At 66.3% G+C, this 16,225-nt stretch carries 16 protein-coding genes, 1 tRNA gene and 3 pseudogenes; 12 read left to right on the plus strand and 8 right to left on the minus strand.

All coding sequences use genetic code 11. From position 1 onward, the window contains the following. Positions 1-5 precede the first annotated feature (5 nt). From sufC to LRS12_RS03885, 7 genes and pseudogenes are all read left to right on the plus strand, one after another. Positions 6-750, plus strand: a pseudogene (gene sufC / locus LRS12_RS03855) (Fe-S cluster assembly ATPase SufC). Then, entirely contained in the window at positions 750-1,124 is a 375-nt protein-coding gene (locus LRS12_RS03860) for a hypothetical protein (protein ID WP_257843398.1), read from the plus strand. The pseudogene sufC and the gene LRS12_RS03860 overlap by 1 nt, the downstream one beginning before the upstream one ends. Further along, a complete protein-coding gene (locus tag LRS12_RS03865; RefSeq protein ID WP_257843399.1) occupies positions 1,121-1,438 on the plus strand; it encodes a hypothetical protein in 318 nt (105 codons plus the stop codon). The genes LRS12_RS03860 and LRS12_RS03865 overlap by 4 nt, the downstream gene beginning before the upstream one ends. Further along, on the plus strand, positions 1,435-2,532 hold the full coding sequence (locus LRS12_RS03870; protein WP_257843401.1) for a SufD family Fe-S cluster assembly protein: 1,098 nt from the start codon (positions 1,435-1,437) through the stop codon (positions 2,530-2,532). Before LRS12_RS03865 ends, LRS12_RS03870 begins: the two co-directional genes overlap by 4 nt. A 5-nt stretch (positions 2,533-2,537) precedes the next feature. Continuing rightward, positions 2,538-3,740 (plus strand): annotated as a pseudogene (locus LRS12_RS03875) (cysteine desulfurase). Next, positions 3,737-4,201 (plus strand): SUF system Fe-S cluster assembly protein, encoded by a 465-nt coding sequence (locus LRS12_RS03880; protein WP_257843402.1) that lies wholly within the window; start codon positions 3,737-3,739, stop codon positions 4,199-4,201. The pseudogene LRS12_RS03875 and the gene LRS12_RS03880 overlap by 4 nt, the downstream one beginning before the upstream one ends. Beyond that, positions 4,201-4,557 carry an iron-sulfur cluster assembly accessory protein gene (locus LRS12_RS03885; RefSeq protein ID WP_257843403.1) on the plus strand — a complete coding sequence of 119 codons (357 nt, stop codon included), beginning with the start codon at positions 4,201-4,203 and terminating at the stop codon, positions 4,555-4,557. Before LRS12_RS03880 ends, LRS12_RS03885 begins: the two co-directional genes overlap by 1 nt. Before the next feature lie 144 nt (positions 4,558-4,701). On the opposite strand, the gene LRS12_RS03890 is transcribed toward LRS12_RS03885, so the two are convergent. Both LRS12_RS03890 and LRS12_RS03895 read right to left on the minus strand, forming a co-directional pair. After that, positions 4,702-5,121 carry a VOC family protein gene (locus tag LRS12_RS03890; protein ID WP_257843404.1) on the minus strand — a complete coding sequence of 140 codons (420 nt, stop codon included), beginning with the start codon at positions 5,119-5,121 and terminating at the stop codon, positions 4,702-4,704. Continuing rightward, positions 5,121-6,116, minus strand: a complete 996-nt coding sequence (locus LRS12_RS03895; RefSeq protein WP_257843405.1) for a D-glycerate dehydrogenase — start codon at positions 6,114-6,116, stop codon at positions 5,121-5,123. Before LRS12_RS03895 ends, LRS12_RS03890 begins: the two co-directional genes overlap by 1 nt. Positions 6,117-6,213: 97 nt before the next feature. On the opposite strand from LRS12_RS03895, the gene LRS12_RS03900 reads away from it, so the two are divergent. Then, complete coding sequence (locus LRS12_RS03900) at positions 6,214-6,702, plus strand: SH3 domain-containing protein (RefSeq protein ID WP_257843406.1); 489 nt, start codon at positions 6,214-6,216, stop codon at positions 6,700-6,702. A 168-nt stretch (positions 6,703-6,870) separates the two neighbouring features. Here the strand turns inward: LRS12_RS03900 and LRS12_RS03905 are convergent, their stop codons facing one another. Both LRS12_RS03905 and LRS12_RS03910 read right to left on the minus strand, forming a co-directional pair. Further along, positions 6,871-7,527: an RlmE family RNA methyltransferase gene (locus LRS12_RS03905; RefSeq protein ID WP_257843407.1), complete on the minus strand. Its 657-nt coding sequence runs from the start codon at positions 7,525-7,527 to the stop codon at positions 6,871-6,873. A gap of 27 nt (positions 7,528-7,554) precedes the next feature. Beyond that, positions 7,555-8,624 (minus strand): annotated as a pseudogene (locus LRS12_RS03910) (Ppx/GppA phosphatase family protein). A gap of 168 nt (positions 8,625-8,792) precedes the next feature. On the opposite strand from LRS12_RS03910, the gene LRS12_RS03915 reads away from it, so the two are divergent. After that, positions 8,793-8,866, plus strand: a tRNA-Gln gene (locus LRS12_RS03915). 57 nt (positions 8,867-8,923) lie between these two features. Here the strand turns inward: LRS12_RS03915 and LRS12_RS03920 are convergent. Further along, complete coding sequence (locus LRS12_RS03920) at positions 8,924-10,111, minus strand: acetyl-CoA C-acyltransferase (RefSeq protein WP_257843408.1); 1,188 nt, start codon at positions 10,109-10,111, stop codon at positions 8,924-8,926. A gap of 71 nt (positions 10,112-10,182) precedes the next feature. Here LRS12_RS03920 and LRS12_RS03925 point away from each other — a divergent pair, with 71 nt between their 5' ends. The 3 genes from LRS12_RS03925 to LRS12_RS03935 are packed head-to-tail and all read left to right on the plus strand — an operon-like array spanning position 10,183 to position 12,579. Beyond that, positions 10,183-10,434, plus strand: a complete 252-nt coding sequence (locus LRS12_RS03925) for a hypothetical protein (protein WP_257843409.1) — start codon at positions 10,183-10,185, stop codon at positions 10,432-10,434. Continuing rightward, a complete protein-coding gene (locus tag LRS12_RS03930) occupies positions 10,427-11,170 on the plus strand; it encodes an A24 family peptidase (RefSeq protein ID WP_257843410.1) in 744 nt (247 codons plus the stop codon). Before LRS12_RS03925 ends, LRS12_RS03930 begins: the two co-directional genes overlap by 8 nt. 2 nt (positions 11,171-11,172) lie before the next feature. Then, positions 11,173-12,579 carry a coniferyl aldehyde dehydrogenase gene (locus tag LRS12_RS03935; protein ID WP_257843411.1) on the plus strand — a complete coding sequence of 469 codons (1,407 nt, stop codon included), beginning with the start codon at positions 11,173-11,175 and terminating at the stop codon, positions 12,577-12,579. Here LRS12_RS03935 and LRS12_RS03940 read toward each other — a convergent pair. From LRS12_RS03940 to LRS12_RS03950, 3 genes are all read right to left on the minus strand, one after another. Next, entirely contained in the window at positions 12,576-13,271 is a 696-nt protein-coding gene (locus tag LRS12_RS03940) for a glutamine amidotransferase (RefSeq protein ID WP_257843412.1), read from the minus strand. The genes LRS12_RS03935 and LRS12_RS03940 overlap by 4 nt on opposite strands. 91 nt (positions 13,272-13,362) lie before the next feature. Further along, a complete protein-coding gene (locus tag LRS12_RS03945) occupies positions 13,363-14,766 on the minus strand; it encodes a nitronate monooxygenase family protein (RefSeq protein WP_257845421.1) in 1,404 nt (467 codons plus the stop codon). 62 nt (positions 14,767-14,828) lie between these two features. Further along, positions 14,829-15,956 carry a glycosyltransferase gene (locus LRS12_RS03950; RefSeq protein ID WP_257843413.1) on the minus strand — a complete coding sequence of 376 codons (1,128 nt, stop codon included), beginning with the start codon at positions 15,954-15,956 and terminating at the stop codon, positions 14,829-14,831. Between the last annotated feature and the right edge of the window lie 269 nt (positions 15,957-16,225).

Raw genomic sequence — 16,225 nt, forward strand, 5'->3', positions numbered from 1 at the left:
ATAACATGCTCCAGATCACCAATCTCCACGCCGAAATCGACGGCAAGCCGATCCTCAAGGGCCTGACCCTCAGCCTCAATGCCGGCGAAGTCCATGCGATCATGGGCCCCAACGGCGCGGGCAAGTCGACGCTCGGCTATGTCCTTGGCGGCCGCCCCGGCTACGAGGTGACCGAGGGCAGCGTGACCTTCAACGGCACCGACCTGCTCGAGCTCGAACCCCATGAGCGCGCCGCCGCCGGCCTGTTCCTGGGTTTCCAGTACCCGGTCGAAATCCCCGGCGTCTCGAACGTTCAGTTCCTTCGCGAAAGCCTCAACAGCCAGCGCCGTGCACGCGACGAGGCCCCGCTGTCGGGGGGCCGAGTTCCTGAAACTCGCCCGCGCCCAGGCCGCCGCGCTGGAGATGGACGCAGAGATGCTCAAGCGCCCGGTCAATGTCGGATTCTCGGGCGGCGAGAAGAAGCGCAACGAGATGGTTCAGATGGGCATCCTCGATCCCAAGCTCGCGATCCTCGACGAAACCGATAGCGGCCTCGACATCGACGCGCTGCGCATCGTCGGCGACGGCATCAACCGCATCATGCGCGCCCCCGACAAGGCGGTGCTGCTGATCACCCACTATCAGCGCCTGCTCGATTATGTGAAGCCCGACTTCGTCCACATCCTCGCCGATGGCCGCATCGTGAAGACCGGCGGCCCCGAACTCGCGCTCGAACTGGAGCGTGAGGGCTATTCGCAGGTGGCGGCGTGATGACGTCGCGGCAAGGCTGGATCGCGGCGCTGCTCGGCACCAGCCTGTGGGCGTGCGGCGCGGGAATCGTCCACTTTCTTCCCTTCCTGTTCGACGGCGGGATCGCGACCGCGGCGATGTTCGGGGTCGGCGTCATCACCAGCCTGATCACGGTCGAAGTGGCACGCCGCCTCGGCAGCGCGTCGGGCGCGCCGCTGATCGCCATGATGGCATTGGGAACCGGAATCGCCCTGCTGCTGGACGGAATCGGTTTCGCCTTCCTGCCCGATATCTATGCCGGGCGCAGCTTCGCCAGCCAGGCGGGCGCGGCCTTCATCATGTGGGCCGGCGGTGTCGGACTGCTGATCGCTCTGGTGACGGAGCGGAAGCGATGAGCCTGCTCGCACTCGCACTCCAGGCCGCCGCACCGCCGCCGATCGACCCGACGACTGAAGAAGAAATCCTCGTCATCGCGCCAAAGCTCGACCGCATTGCCGTGTCAATCACGCGCAAGCGGGGCGACCAGTATGACTGCTCGCTCAGTGAGACGACCGGCGTCGACACGCTGGATGCCGCGCTATGCCGCACTGCGGTCGGATGCGTGCGCCACGGCAACAAGACCAATGATGCGATCAAGGGGTGTGTCGCCCGCGCCCGCCCGGCGCTGGTCGCGCAGCTGCGCCAGCACTTGAAGGGGCGCCAGCCATGACCCACGGCCTTGTACTCGACGCCCCGATCGCGGAAGATTGGCGCTGGTTCGACGCCGCGCCGCTCGATGCGCTCGCAGCAACGCCGCGCGGTGCCGCGCCTGACGTCGCGCACCTGTGGATCGACCGCCCCGGCCCGCGCCTGTTGTTCGTCGACGGCGCATTCGTCGCGGAGGCGAGCGCCCCCGGCCCGGTCGAGATTTCCGCCGCGCCGATCCGCACCCCTGCCAACCCCTATTCGGAAGCGGCATGTACCTACGCTCAGGCAGGCTATGTCCTGTATCTGAAGTCTGGAGCCGCACTCGACGGCCCGGTACAGGTGATCCACGTCACCACCGGCGGCGTCGCGCATCTGTCGAACAAGATCGTGCTTCAGGCTGATGCGGTCGCATCGCTCGTCGAAACGCATGTTGGTCCCGGCTGGAGCAACGCCAATCTGTGGGTCGAGCTGGGCGAAGGCGCGCGACTGATGCGCGCCGTCCGCGTTCTCAAGGAAGACGGCGCACACACCGACTACGCCGATGCCACGATCGGTAAGGCGGGCAGCTTCGTCAGCACCGCGCTCGTCACCGGCTGCCGCACCGCACGGGTCGAGGCGCGGCTGACGCTGACCGGCGAGGGTGCCTATGGCGAGGCTGGCGGCGCGCTGCTGACCCGTGGCGGCGAGAAGGCCGATGCCGCAACCGTCGCCGATCATGCCGCGCCGGAAGGGACCAGCCGCCAGATCTGGCGCGCGGTCGCCGCCGACACCTCGACCGCCAGCATCGCCTCGCGCGCGCAGGTCCGCCGCGATGCGCAGAAGACCGATGGCGAGCAATCGCTGCGCGGCCTGCTGCTCAAGCGCACCGCGACAGTGAATCTGAAGCCCGAACTCGAAATCTTCGCCGACGATGTGAAATGCGCCCACGGAGCGACGGTGGGCGAGCTCGATGCCAAGGCGCTGTTCTACATGCAGTCGCGCGGCATCCCCGAGGCACAGGCCAAGGCGCTGCTGACTCGCGCCTTCGTCACCGACGCAATCGACCGGATTGACGACGAAGCGGTGCGCGCGGCGTTCGCGGCGGATGCCGACGCCTGGCTGGAGGCGGCGTTGTGAGTACGCTGACGGCGACCGCTCCGCTCGACCTCCTCGCCGATTTCCCGGCGATCCCGGCGGGCTGGGCCTATCTCGACACCGCCGCGACCTCGCAAAAACCGCGCCCGGTGATCGACGCGATCACCCGCGGCTACGCGCAGGATTACGCCACCGTCCATCGCGGCGTGTATCAGCGCTCGGCCGACATGACCCTCGCCTATGAGGCCGCACGCCGCCGCGTCGCGACCTTTATCGGCGGGCGCGAGGACGAAGTCGTGTTCGTGCGCGGCGCGACCGAGGGGATCAACCTCGTCGCGCAGAGCTGGGCGATCCCCAACCTCAAGCCCGGCGACCGCATCCTGCTCAGCCAGCTCGAACATCACAGCAATATCGTGCCGTGGCAGATGGCGGCGGAGCGCACCGGCGCGATCATCGACGTGGTGCCGCTGACCGACGACCACCGTATCGACCTCGACGCGATGGCGGCGATGCTGACCGAGCGGCACAAGCTGGTCGCGCTCGCCCATGTCTCCAACGTCATGGGCTCGATCCTCGACGTGCAGCGCGCCACCGAATTGGCGCATGGCGTCGGCGCGAAGATCCTGATCGACGGCTGTCAGGCGGTCCCCCGGCTGCCCGTCAACGTCGCCGAGCTCGGCTGCGACTTCTACGTCTTCTCCGGCCACAAGCTCTACGGCCCGACCGGCATCGGCGTGCTGTGGGGCCGCCACGACCTGCTCGACGCGATGCCCCCTGGCAGGGCGGCGGGTCGATGATCGACCGCGTGACCTTCGCGAAAACGACCTACGCCCCCGCCCCAGGCCGGTTCGAGGCGGGAACCCCGCACATCATCGGCGTTACCGGGTTGCACGCCGCGATCGACTATGTCGATGCCATCGGCCTCGACCGCATCCACGCGCACGAAACCGCGCTGGTGAAGCAGGCCCGCGACGCGCTATCCGGCCTCAACAGTGTGCGGCTGCTCGGCCCCGACGACAGCGCCGGAATCGTCAGTTTCGTCGTGGAGGGGGTGCATCCGCACGACGTCGCCACCATCTTGGACGAGGGCAATGTCGCCATCCGCGCCGGGCATCACTGCGCCCAGCCGCTGATGGACAGCCTCGGCGTCCCGGCGACGGCACGTGTCAGCTTCGGGGTTTAGCAATGGCGCGGCGGACATCGCCGCGCTGGTCAAGGGGATAGAGCGAGTGACGAGGATCTTCGGATGAACGAAGAACGCAGGATCGAAGTCGAGCAAGTGGACGCCGTCGCCGCCCCGCCGCGCGCCCGTGTGGAAGATGCGCGGGAAACGTTCGAACGCAAGCGCGACTATCTCGAAGGCTTTTTGTCCCAGAAGCCCTCGGATGTCCCCAAAGGCGAACCCGGCGGCGCGACCTATGAAGCGATCATCGACGCCTTGAAGGACATTTTCGACCCCGAAATCCCGGTCAACATCTACGACCTCGGCCTGATCTACAATGTCGAGGTCACCGATGCCGGGCATGCCGTGGTGACGATGACCCTCACCACCCCGCACTGCCCGGTCGCCGAATCCATGCCGGCCGAGGTCGAGCTGCGTGTCGGCGCGGTGCCGGGCGTCGGCCACGCCGAGGTCAACCTCGTCTGGGATCCGCCTTGGGACCCGGCGAAGATGAGCGACGAGGCCCGGCTCGAACTGGGGATGCTGTGATGACCGAAGTCAAAACCCGCGCCCGCCCCGCCGCGATCCTTCTGACCTCCGCCTCGGAAGCCCGCATCGCCGACCTGATGTCACGCGCACCGGAAGGGGCGATCGGCGTCAAGCTCTCGACCCCGCGTCGCGGCTGTTCAGGCCTTGCCTATTCGGTCGATTACGTCACCGCCGCCAATCCGATGGACGAGCGGATCGACACCCCCGGCGGCACCCTGTTCGTCGATGGCGGGTCGGTGCTCTACCTGATCGGATCGACGATGGACTGGGTCGAGGACGATTTCACCGCCGGCTTCGTGTTCAATAACCCGAACGCCAAGGGCGCCTGCGGCTGCGGCGAGAGCTTCACTGTCTGACGAAGCCCCCAAGTCGAACACCGCCCGCAACGCCGCCCTCGCCGCGACGGTGCTGCTCGCACCCGGCGGGTTCATTCTCGGCGGCATCCTGATCGCCCGCGCGCTCAGGAAACGGCGGGAGGCGAAGGAAGCGGAAAGCGCGGATTAAACCGCGAACAGCTGCCCGATATCCTTGAATGCCTTGAATTCCAGCGCGTTGCCGGCGGGATCAAAGAAGAACATCGTCGCCTGTTCGCCGGGCTGTCCGGCAAAGCGGATATGCGGTTCGATCACGAACTGCGTCCCCGCCGCCTTCACCCGATCGGCCAGCGCGTGCCACTCGTCCCAGTCGAGCACAAGCCCGAAATGCGGCACCGGCACCGCATCGCCATCGACCGCATTGCGCAGGCGGACCCCAGCACCTTCCCCCTTGTGCAGCACCAGCTGATGCCCGCGCAGGTCGAAATCGATCCAGTGATCCGGGTCCTCTCGCCCCTGCGGACAACCGAGCAGGTCGCCATAGAATGCGCGCCCCGCCTCCAGATCGTCGACCGGGATCGCCAGATGAAAACGCGGCATCGTCATCACATCCATCCTTCCAGAACCTGATCGGGCGGACGATGGCCGTCGGCCCAGAAACGGATATTGGCGATCACCTTCTCGCCGGTCGCCTGCCGCCCCTCGAACGTCGCGGACCCCATATGCGGCGTCATCACGACATTGGGCAGTGCGAGCAGGCGCGGGTCGATTTGCGGCTCGAACCGCCATACATCCAGGCCCGCCCCGGCGAGCCTCCCGGCCTCCAGCGCATCGACCATTGCCTCTTCATCGACGATCCCGCCGCGCGAGGCGTTGATGAGGTAGACATGCGGCCCAAGCAACCCGATCCGCCGCGCGTCGATGAGGTCGCGGCTCGCGTCGTTGAGGGGCGTGTGGATCGTAAGGATATCGATCTCGCCCAGCATCGTATCGAGATCGGCATGGAATGTCGCGCCCAGTTCCGCCTCGACCTGTTCAGGCAGGCGATGGCGGTTGTGATAGTGGATCGACAGGCCGAATGCCCGCGCGCGCCGCGCGACCGCCTGGCCAATCCGGCCCATGCCGACAATGCCCAGCGCCTTGCCGCCGATGCGATGTCCCAGCATCCCGCCAGGCGACCAGCCCTTCCACTGGCCCGACCGCACCAATTTCTCGCCTTCCGCCAGCCGACGCGGAACGGCAAGGATCAGCGCCATCGTCATGTCGGCGGTGTCTTCGGTCAGCACGCCCGGCGTGTTGGTCACGACGATCCCCCGCGCACGTGCCGCCCGCAGGTCAATATGGTTCACCCCGGCACCGAAATTGGCGATCAGCTTCAGCCGCTCGCCAGCCGCAGCAATCACTTCGGCGTCGATCGTATCGGTGACGCTGGGCACCAGCACGTCGTAATCGCGCACCGCCGTGATCAGCGCCGCGCGGTCCATACCTTCCTCGACGGGGTTGAGGGTCGTATCGAACAGCTCGACCATCCGCTGCTCGACCGCGTCGGGGAGCTTGCGGGTGACGATCACGCGGGGCCGGGATACGCGCGGCTGTGCCATGCCGGATCGCTTGGCCCCGCGACGCGCGCACGTCAACGGTTGATGCGGACGCATCGCGCCCTCTAAGATCGTTTCAATCCGAACTTTGGGGGATTCGATGCAGTTGCGTGTGGTTCTGGCGGCGCTGGTGACGCTCGCGCTCGGCGTGTGCGCGATCGGCGATGCCTGGGCGCAGCAGCGTAAACCGCCCTATTTCGCGTCGATCGCGGCTGGCAAGGCGCGGATGCGCACCGGGCCGGGACGCAACTACCCCTCCAGCTGGCTCTATGTCCGCGCCGATCTGCCGATCAAGGTGATCGAGGTGTATAATGATTGGCGCAAGGTCGAGGACCCGGACGGCACCCAGGGCTGGATGCTCGTCTCGCTTCTTTCAAGCCAGCGTACCGCGATCGTCGTCGGATCGGTACTGGAGATGCGCGACGAACCCCGCTTCGGCGCACGGGTCAACTGGCGCGCTGCACCCGGCGTGGTGGGTAAGATCAGCAAATGTCGGCGGGGGTGGTGCTGGCTCGATGTCCGCGGGCGCGGCGGCTATGTCGAACAGAACCGCGTCTGGGGCACCGACCCGGGCGAAGAAGTGCCCTGATACTCGCGTCCGTTTGTGCTGAGCTTGTCGAAGCACCGAAGCACCGAAGCGCAGACTAGCGGCCCTTCGACAATGATCAGGTGGAACGTCCCCCGGACGTTCCAGCCAAAGCTGGGAGCTTTGGCGACCATCATCATCAGGGCAAACGGCGTTCAGGGGGTCGGCGCTTCAAGTTTCGGCGTCATCCGAAGCCATAGGCCGCCCCTTGAACCCCTGCGCTACCACGAACCACTCGACCGATCCCTTGCGGCTCGACGGCGGCTTGGCGTGCTTCACGCTCGCGAAGTTGCGCTTCATCTCCGCAACCAGCGCGCTGTCCGCGCCACCAGCGAACACCTTGGAGACGAACACCCCGCCCGGCACGAGATTGCGGATCGCGAAGTCGAGCGCGGTCTCGACCAGTCCCATGGTGCGCAGCGCATCGGTCTGGGCATGACCGACCGTGTTCGCCGCCATGTCCGACATGACGAGGTCGGGCGCACCGCCCAGGGCCTCGACCAGCAGATCCGGTGCGGCATCGTCCGTGAAGTCCATCTGGAAGATGGTGACGCCCTCGATCGGATCGACCGGCAACAGGTCGATACCGACCACTGCGGCCTTGGGCAGCTTGCGGCGAATCACCTGCGCCCAGCCGCCCGGCGCGATGCCGAGATCGACGACCCGCTTTGCGCCCTTGAGCATGTCGAATTTCTCGTCGAGTTCGATCAGCTTGTACGCCGCTCGGCTGCGATACCCTTCCGCCTTGGCGCGCTTGACATAGGGGTCGTTGAGCTGGCGTTCGAGCCAGCGAACCGACTGGGTGGTCCGCCCGCGTGCAGTGCGCACGCGCGTGTGACCACGACTGCCCCCGGCTCACAGCGTGCGTCCGTCGATCAGGCGGCGCAAGATGCCCTCGCGAATGCCGCGATCGGCGATGCCGAGCCGTTCGGCGGGCCAGATGTCCATGATCGTCTCCAAAATCGCACAGCCCGCGACTACCAGGTCAGCGCGCTCCGCCCCGATGCAGGGAATCGCCGACCGGCCGGCAAGGTCAAGCTCCGCAACGCGCTGACTGACTGCGCGCATCGAAGCCGCCGGCACAATCAGACCGTCCACTGCGTTGCGATCATAGGACGGCAGGCCGAGATGCACGCTCGCCAGCGTCGTTACCGTTCCGCTGGTTCCAAGCAGCCGTGGGGTGCCGCGAATCGTCGGAAGGCGCGCGACAAAGGGAGCAAACGCCTCCTCTACCGCCGCGCGCATCCGCGCATAGGCGGCGATGCGGGTTTCGGCATCGTGATCCCCGGTAATGCCCCGCGCTTCGGTAAGGGATACCACCCCCAGGGCGCGCTATGCCAGTCGAGGATGCGCGGACGCTCACCCGTCGAATCGACGACCACCAACTCGGTCGATCCACCGCCAATGTCGAACACCAGCGCAAGACCATCACCCGGCTCAAGCAAGGCATGACAGCCCAGCACAGCCAGCCGCGCCTCTTCCTCCGCGGTGATGATGTCGAGCACGATTCCGGTCTCGCGATAGACGCGCTGGATGAATTCAGGGCCGTTCGCCGCCTGACGGCACGCCTCGGTCGCCACCGATCGGGACAAAGCGACGTTGCGACGGCGCAGCTTGTCAGCGCAAATGCGCAATGCCGCGATCGTCCGCTCAATCGCGGCGTCCGACAGCCGTCCGCTCGACGCCAGTCCCTCGCCCAGCCGGACGATCCGTGAAAAGGCATCGACCACGGTAAAGCCACCCCCGGTCGGGCGGGCGATCAGCAACCGGCAATTATTGGTGCCCAGATCCAGCGCGGCGTAGTGGCGCGCCTCCGGCCAGCGCGCGCGACCGCCATTCTGGCCCGGATTCGAGGCCGGACTTGGGGCCGGGCGGGCCGGTTTCTTGGCCGGCGGGCGCGGCATCCTGGCGGAGCCATCCCCCATGTACCTACTCACTTATGTTCTTCCGTCACGGCCGAAAGGGGCCGCCGGTGCTTGGCAGCCAAGCTAGCGCAACGACTTGGGGCAAGCAAGCGGCGCTCAGGGAACCCCGTGACGTTACCTATTGACCCGCGCCGCAAGCCCGCATAAATGCGCGCCCTCCGAGCGTGATGCCCTGTCGTCTAATGGTAAGACCACGGACTCTGACTCCGTTAATTGTGGTTCGAATCCACACGGGGCATCCAATTTCCTGACCATCGCTGACCACGACCGGCGCTCCGCACCGGTCGCGTCGCGTGCCTTCAGTCGATCAGTTCCAGCGCCACAGCGGTCGCCTCGCCGCCGCCGATGCACAGCGACGCGACGCCGCGCCGCTGGCCATTATTCTGCAGCGCGGCGATGAGTGTCGCCATGATCCGCGCGCCGCTTGCGCCGATCGGGTGACCCATCGCGCACGCGCCGCCATTGATGTTGAGCACATCGTGCGGGATGCCCAGGTCGCGCATCGCGATCATCGCGACCACCGCGAACGCCTCATTCACCTCGAACAGGTCGACATCGCCGATTCCCCAGCCCGCCTTGGCCAGCGCCTTTTGCATCGCATTGACCGGAGCCGTGGTGAAACGCGCGGGGGCGTGCGCGTGGCCGGCATGGGCGACGAGGCGCGCGACCGGCGTCAGGCCCAGCCGCTCGGCGACCGACGCGCGGGTCATCACCAGCGCCGCTGCCCCGTCCGAAATCGACGAGGCATTGGCGGCAGTCACCGTGCCGTCCTTGGCAAAGGCGGGCTTGAGCGTCGGGATCTTGGCGGGGTCGCCCTTGGCGGGCTGTTCGTCGAGCGCGACGGTGACCACGCCCTTGCGCGTCTTGACCTCTACGGACACGATCTCGCGATCGAACGCGCCCGAACCCTGCGCCGTCTGCGCGCGGGTCAGGCTGGCGATGGCATAGGCGTCCTGCGCCTCGCGCGTGAACTGATATTCGGTCGCGATCTCCTCCGCATAGGTGCCCATCGCGCGGCCCGGCTCATAGGCGTCTTCGAGGCCATCGAGGAACATGTGATCGTACAGCCGATCATGCCCGATCCGCGCGCCGTTGCGGTGCTTGAGCGAGAGGTAGGGCGCATTGGTCATGCTCTCCAGCCCGCCCGCGATGATCAGGTCCGCCGATCCCGCCGCCAGTGCGTCCGACGCCATGATCGCCGCCTGCATCCCCGATCCGCACATCTTGTTGACCGTCGTCGCCTCGATATGCTGCGGCAGCCCCGCCCGGATCGCCGCCTGGCGCGCGGGGGCCTGTCCCAGGCCAGCGGGCAGCACGCAGCCCATATAGATGCGCTCGATCGCCTCGCCCTTGAGGCCCGCACGCTCGACCGCCGCGCCGACCGCAGTCGCGCCCAGCTCAGTGGCAGTCACATCGGCCAGCGCGCCCTGCATGCTGCCCATCGGGGTGCGGGCGTAAGAGACGATGACGACGGGGTCGGTGGACATGTTGGCCTCTCCAGGAGTTTCGTTTCGGGCGATCTAGGCGCGTGCCTTCGCAAATGCAAAAGGGAGCGACGATGGAACTGCTCGACATCCTCAAATGGTTCGCCTCGATCAGCGGCATCGTCGCGGCGTTCATGGTCAGCCTCGACAATGGCCGGCGCGTGACCGGATGGGGTTTCGCGCTGTTCGTCGCGTCGAGCATCGCGTGGATCAGCGGCGCGCTGATCGAGGGTGAAACGCCGCTGTTGTCGCAGAATCTGGTGCTGTTCGGGATCAATATCTTCGGCGTCTATCGCTACCTGATCCGGAAAAAGGCCGATGGCTGACTGGGCCTGGCCCCTCCTCCTCGGTATCCTCGGACTCGTTTTCGGCAGCTTCATCGCGACCGTCGCGCTGCGCTGGCCACAGGGACGTAGCGCGATGCGCGGGCGGTCGGCATGCGATGGGTGCAACAAGGCACTGGCCGCGCATGAGCTGATTCCACTCTTCAGTTGGGTGGTCCAGCGCGGCCGGTGTCGGGCATGCGGCAATCCGATCCATGCGGCGCATCCCGCAACGGAGGCAGCAGGGCTGGCAATCGGCATCGCGGCTGGCCTGGTAGCGCCGGGTTGGGAGGGGGTCGCCGGGGCAGTGTTCGGCTGGCTGCTGCTCGCACTCGCCGCACTCGACCTCGCCGCCTTCTGGCTGCCCAATGTGCTGACCGCAGCGCTTGCGGTCGCGGGAATCGCCGACGGCATCTTCTTCGCGCCCGGCTGGATCGACCGCATCCTCGGCGGGCTGATCGGTTTCGGGCTGCTCTACCTCGTCGCCTTCACCTACCGCCATGTCCGGGGTCGCGAGGGACTGGGCGGGGGCGACCCCAAGCTGTTCGGGGCGATCGGCCTGTGGCTCGGCGCGTCGATGCTCGCCCCCGTTCTGCTCGGCGCAAGCGTCACCGGGCTCGCCGTCGCGCTCGCCATGAAACTCTCGGGACGCGAAATCGGGATGACGAGTCGGCTTCCACTCGGCACATTGCTCGCGATCGCCGCATTCCCGGCGTGGCTCTATTCGGTTGGAGTGTGACGATGCGCGCGATTCTCGATGCCCAGCGGGCGGCGTTCATGGCGGAGCTGCCGGTCGGGCTGGACGTGCGCAAGGATCGGCTGAAGCGCGCCGCCGCGCTGGTCCGCGACAATGCGCCACGCTTCTGCGACGCGCTGAGCGAGGATTTCGGCCATCGCAGCCGCCAGCAATCGATGATCACCGACATCGCCGCATCGGTCTCCCCGCTCGATCATGCGCGCAAGTCGCTCGACCGCTGGGCGCGGCGCGAGAAGAAGCCGGTGATGTTCCCGCTCGGCCTGCTCGGCGCAAAGGCCTGGGTCGAGTATCAGCCCAAGGGCGTGGTGGGGATCATCTCGCCGTGGAATTTCCCGGTCAATCTGGTGATGAGCCCGCTCGCCGGCGTGTTCGCCGCCGGCAACCGCGCGATGGTCAAGACCAGCGAGTTCACGCCCGTGACCGCGGCGTTGTTCGAGGAACTGGCCCCGCGCTATTTCGACCCGACCGAGCTGGCGTTCGTCAGCGGCGGCCCGGAGGTGGGCAAGGACTTCGCGGCGCTGCCGTTCGACCATCTGCTGTTCACCGGAGCGACCGCAATCGGCCGCCACATCCTCCACGCCGCCGCCGATAATCTGACCCCGGTGACGCTGGAGTTGGGTGGCAAGTCGCCCGCGATCCTCGGCCGCTCCGCCAATCTGTCACAGGCGACCGAACGGGTGGCGATGGGCAAGATGCTCAACGCGGGTCAAATCTGCATCGCGCCCGACTATCTGATGGTCGCTGCGGAGCAGGAGGCAGCAGCAGTCGACGGGATCGTCGCGGCGGCTTCGGCGATGTACCCCAGCCTGCTGGCCAACCCCGATTACACCTCGGTCGTCAACGACCGGCATTATGCCCGCCTGACCGCCGCCATTGCAGACGCGCGCGACAAGGGCGCGGAGGTGATCGAGGTGAACCCGGCGGGCGAGGACTTCGCCGCTTCGAACAGCCGCAAGCTCCCGCTCCACATCGTCCGCAACCCGACCGACGACATGATCGTGATGCAGGAGGAGATTTTCGGTCCGATCCTCCCCGTCCGCAAATATGACAGCATCGACGGCGCGATTGCCGAGGTGAACCGGCGCGACCGCCCGCTCGCGCTCTATTACTTCGGCAGCGACGAGAGCGAGCGTCGTCGCGTGCTCGACCGGACGATCTCGGGCGGAGTCAGCCTCGACGACACGATCTTCCATGTCTCGATGGAGGAATTGCCGTTCGGCGGGATCGGACCGTCAGGCATGGGCGCCTATCATGGCGAGCCGGGCTTTCGCACCTTCAGCCACGCCAAGTCGGTGTTCAAACAATCGAAGCTCGACGTCGCCAAGCTCGGCGGTCTCAAGCCGCCTTATGGCAAGGCGACCGACACCGCGATCAAACGGCAGCTCGGCTAGAGCCCCCGCAGCCACTCCGCGATCATCGCCCGGCCTGCGGTCACTGCAAATGCGCCGTGGCGGTCATGCTGGGCGCGCAGTTCGGCAACCGTCAGCCCGGCTTGCCCGACATAATCGTCCGCGCCGTCGAGCCACTGGTCGAAGCGCGGGTCCTCGCCCATTTCGGCGTGAAACTGCAGCGCGAGAATTTCTGGCCCGCGCCGGAATGCCTGATGGCGATAGGCGTCGGTCGAAGCGAGCAGCTCGACCCGCTCGGGCAGCGGGAAGGTGTCGCCATGCCAGTGCAGCACCGGCACGTCGGCGACATGTCGCAGCGGCGAATCGGCCCCCACATCGTGCAGCGCGACCGGGGCGAAGCCAACTTCCTTGACCGGCCCGGCATGGACCTTCTCTCCCATCGCGGCTGCGATCATCTGCGCGCCAAGGCAGACGCCCAATGTCGGCAGACCCAGCGAGACTCGACTCGCCAGCCTGTCGATTTCGCAGTCGATCCAGGGGTTCGCGTCGCGCTCATACACCCCCATCGGCCCGCCCATCAGGATCAGCAGGTCGGGGGTGTTGAAATCGGTGCGCGAAAAATCCGGATCGGTGACGTCGATCCGCTCCAGCTCATACCCCGCCGCCTCGACCGGCTCGCGGAAGCCGGCAATCCCTTCAAAGGGTACGTGGCGGACGATCAGGGCACGCTTCATCCCTGAATTATAGAAACGCGCGATGCCGAAGCGAACAAGCGATGCTTGATTCGGGAAAAGGCGGCGCGCGGTTGGCCGCGCGCCGCCTGGATCAGTCGCCGGTCAGGATGCGGTCGACCAGCTGCTTCACTGTCGGCACGAAGCCGTTGGAGTAGAAGGGGTCGCGCTTGAAATTATACGCGGCATGGCCCGCGAACATCAGATTCTCGTCGGTCGGGCCACCATGGGCGATGTCCTGCAGCGTCTTCTGGATGCAGAAGCTGCGCGGATCGGCGAGGCGGCCGGTCGAGTTGGTTTCGGTGTCCGCCCAGCTCGAGAAGCTGCACTGGCTGAGACAGCCCATGCAATCGGCCTGATCCTTGCGAATCAGCTGCTTTTCGGTCGTATCGACGAAGATCAGCGTATTGTCGGGCGTCTTGAGCGCGTCGGTAAAGCCCAGTCCCACCCATTCGCGGGCGCGCAGCAGGTCGTTGCGCGTTACCCAGAAATTCTTGCCCTTCACCCCGGCGTCGAGCTGGAAGGTGTGATCGCCCGCCTGCTCGGTCGAATAGGGGATCTGGCGCTCCGACCGCGCTTCGAGATTGCGCAGGAACGGGTTGCGCACTGCGGAGGAATAGAAGCCGGTCGGCGAGAAGCGGTGGAGGAGCACGTCGCCCTCCTCGATCTCCATCAGCTTTGCCTTCCACCCTTCGGGGATCGGGCTTTCCTTGGTCAGCAGCGGGCGGGTGCCGAACTGGAAAACGATCTGGCCCAGCTCAGGATTGTCGATCCAGTCGTTCCAGTCGCGCAGATACCAGACGCCGCCGGCCATCACGATCGGCACGCTGTCCGGAATACCCCCTTCACGCATGACTTCGCGCAGTTCCTTGACGCGCGGATAGGGATCCTGCGGCGCGCGCGGGTCTTCGGCGTTCGACAGGCCGTTATGGCCGCCGGCAAGCCAGGGGTCTTCATAGACCACCGCCGCCAGCCATTCCGCCGCCTTGGAATAGGCGCGCTTCCACAGCGCGCGGAAGGCACGGCCCGACGACACGATTGGCAGGTAATTGACGCCGTAGGACGAGGCGATTTCGCTGAGCTTGTACGGCATGCCCGCGCCACAGGTGACGCCGGCGACCATGCCGCGGGTCCGTTCCAGCACGCCGTGCAGCACGCGCTGCGCGCCGCCCATTTCCCACAGGACGTTGATGTTGATCGCGCCCTTGCCGTCCGAAATCTCGAACGCGCGCTTGACCTGCTGCACCGCGCCTTCGATCGCGAAGGCAATCAGTTCCTCGTGCCGCTCGCGCCGGGTCAGCGCCTTGTAGATCTGGGGAATGATCTTGCCTTCGGCGTCATAGCTGTCGGCGTTGACCGCGCTGACCGTACCGATGCCGCCGGCTGCGGCCCAGGCCCCTGCCGAGGCGTGGTTGGTTGCTGCGACGCCCTTGCCGCCCTCTACCAGCGGCCAGACTTCGCGGCCGTTATAGACGATCGGCTTCAAACCCTTGAACAACGACATCCTCCAGAAAATTTCGCGCTACGTTTAGCGGCGATCCTTGATTTTAGCGAGGGGAATCACCCCAGCGCGCCCGGCCGACCAGCGGCCTCCGAATATAGCTTTGCATAGGCCGCGATCATCGTCTTTTCGTCGAACAACGCACGCGCCCGCGCCTGGTTCGCCTTGCCCACGGTGCGGCGCGCGTCGGGATGCGCGGCCAGCACCTCGATCCGGTCGCGCAGATGGACCGGGTTCCAGTCCTTGCTGATCGTCGACACATTTTCGGGATCGATCATCTTGGCAACGTCACCGACCGGGGTCGATGCGATCGGCAGCCCCGCCGCCATCGCCTCCATCACCGCGATCGGCTGTTGCTCGCTCTTCGACGAGAGCGCGAAGATGTCGAACAGGCCCATATATTTGTGCGGATCGGGCAGGAAGCCGGGGAGCAGCACCTGCTTTTCCATCCCCATGTTGGCGATCGTATCCTCGATCGCCTCGCGGTCCGGCCCTTCGCCCACAATCACGAGCTGCGTCTTGGTCTTCGTACCCCCGACCGCGCGGACCAGCATCGGCAGATCCTTGACCGGCCGAAGCCCGGCCAGCGTGCCGACCACGACATGGCCGGGCAGGCGCTTAAAGCCCGGAATCGCTTTGGGATCGGGCTTGCGGCCATAGGCAGCGACATCGATGCCGTTGGAAATGCGATGGATGCGCGCCACTGGCTGTTTCCACACATGGTAGGCAATGCTCTGCAAGGTGTGCGAGGGCACAACCACCCCATGCGCCGCGGTCAGCGCGATGCGGCGGTACATGTTGCGCATCCGGTTGAGGCGGAACGCCTCATCGGAATTGAAGCCATCTTCGTGATGGATCACCGGCGGCATGTTCTTGCCGAACACGCGCCGCGCCATCACCCCGTCGATCGCGCCCCAATTATAGGTGAGGACGAGGTCGAAGCGCGCCATGAACTTCGCAATCGCCTCATAGCGGGCGACCGAGGGCTTGCCGGTCAGCGGCGGCGGGTTCTGCGCGATTTCGTAGCGGATGCCCTTCGCAATCGCGTCGCGGGCGCTCAGCGCGCCGTCGACCCCGGAAACGATGACATGCTTCGCCCGGTCGCCAAAGGCGTTCATCAGCCGGACGGCGCGGGCTTCCTTGCCGCCCAGGTCGAAGCTGGAGTGGAGGTGGAGGATGTTCAGCATCGGGCCTTTGCAGTCCTGATTTCCGGGACGGTGTCAACCGGGGTGTCCGACGAAGCTGACGTAAATGCGGGGGGCTTTAGGCGGAAGCGACTGCGACGCGACCGGGAGGCGACGGGTTCTGGATCGAGGCGCGACATGGGAGTGACAGCGGCGCGACGGGGACGCGACAGTGTCAGGCGGGGTGTTCTGCGGCTGGGGGAGTCGGATCGTGTCCACCCCAAGGGTAGATCAGAATAAATCCAACATTGGAAGATGTTACGGGCGATCAG

Origin of the sequence: Sphingomonas sp. J344, from assembly GCF_024700005.1 — a bacterium.
Classification (GTDB): domain Bacteria; phylum Pseudomonadota; class Alphaproteobacteria; order Sphingomonadales; family Sphingomonadaceae; genus Sphingomonas.

Excerpts from the sequence above, each read along its gene's own strand:
- LRS12_RS03860 (WP_257843398.1), top strand. The coding sequence starts at position 750 with ATGACGTCGCGGCAAGGCTGGATCGCGGCGCTGCTCGGCACCAGCCTG.
- LRS12_RS03865 (WP_257843399.1), top strand. The coding sequence starts at position 1,121 with ATGAGCCTGCTCGCACTCGCACTCCAGGCCGCCGCACCGCCGCCGATC.
- LRS12_RS03870 (WP_257843401.1), top strand. The coding sequence starts at position 1,435 with ATGACCCACGGCCTTGTACTCGACGCCCCGATCGCGGAAGATTGGCGC.
- LRS12_RS03880 (WP_257843402.1), top strand. The coding sequence starts at position 3,737 with ATGAACGAAGAACGCAGGATCGAAGTCGAGCAAGTGGACGCCGTCGCC.
- LRS12_RS03885 (WP_257843403.1), top strand. The coding sequence starts at position 4,201 with ATGACCGAAGTCAAAACCCGCGCCCGCCCCGCCGCGATCCTTCTGACC.
- LRS12_RS03890 (WP_257843404.1), bottom strand. The coding sequence starts at position 5,121 with ATGACGATGCCGCGTTTTCATCTGGCGATCCCGGTCGACGATCTGGAG.
- LRS12_RS03895 (WP_257843405.1), bottom strand. The coding sequence starts at position 6,116 with ATGGCACAGCCGCGCGTATCCCGGCCCCGCGTGATCGTCACCCGCAAG.
- LRS12_RS03900 (WP_257843406.1), top strand. The coding sequence starts at position 6,214 with ATGCAGTTGCGTGTGGTTCTGGCGGCGCTGGTGACGCTCGCGCTCGGC.
- LRS12_RS03920 (WP_257843408.1), bottom strand. The coding sequence starts at position 10,111 with ATGTCCACCGACCCCGTCGTCATCGTCTCTTACGCCCGCACCCCGATG.
- LRS12_RS03925 (WP_257843409.1), top strand. The coding sequence starts at position 10,183 with ATGGAACTGCTCGACATCCTCAAATGGTTCGCCTCGATCAGCGGCATC.
- LRS12_RS03930 (WP_257843410.1), top strand. The coding sequence starts at position 10,427 with ATGGCTGACTGGGCCTGGCCCCTCCTCCTCGGTATCCTCGGACTCGTT.
- LRS12_RS03935 (WP_257843411.1), top strand. The coding sequence starts at position 11,173 with ATGCGCGCGATTCTCGATGCCCAGCGGGCGGCGTTCATGGCGGAGCTG.
- LRS12_RS03940 (WP_257843412.1), bottom strand. The coding sequence starts at position 13,271 with ATGAAGCGTGCCCTGATCGTCCGCCACGTACCCTTTGAAGGGATTGCC.
- LRS12_RS03950 (WP_257843413.1), bottom strand. The coding sequence starts at position 15,956 with ATGCTGAACATCCTCCACCTCCACTCCAGCTTCGACCTGGGCGGCAAG.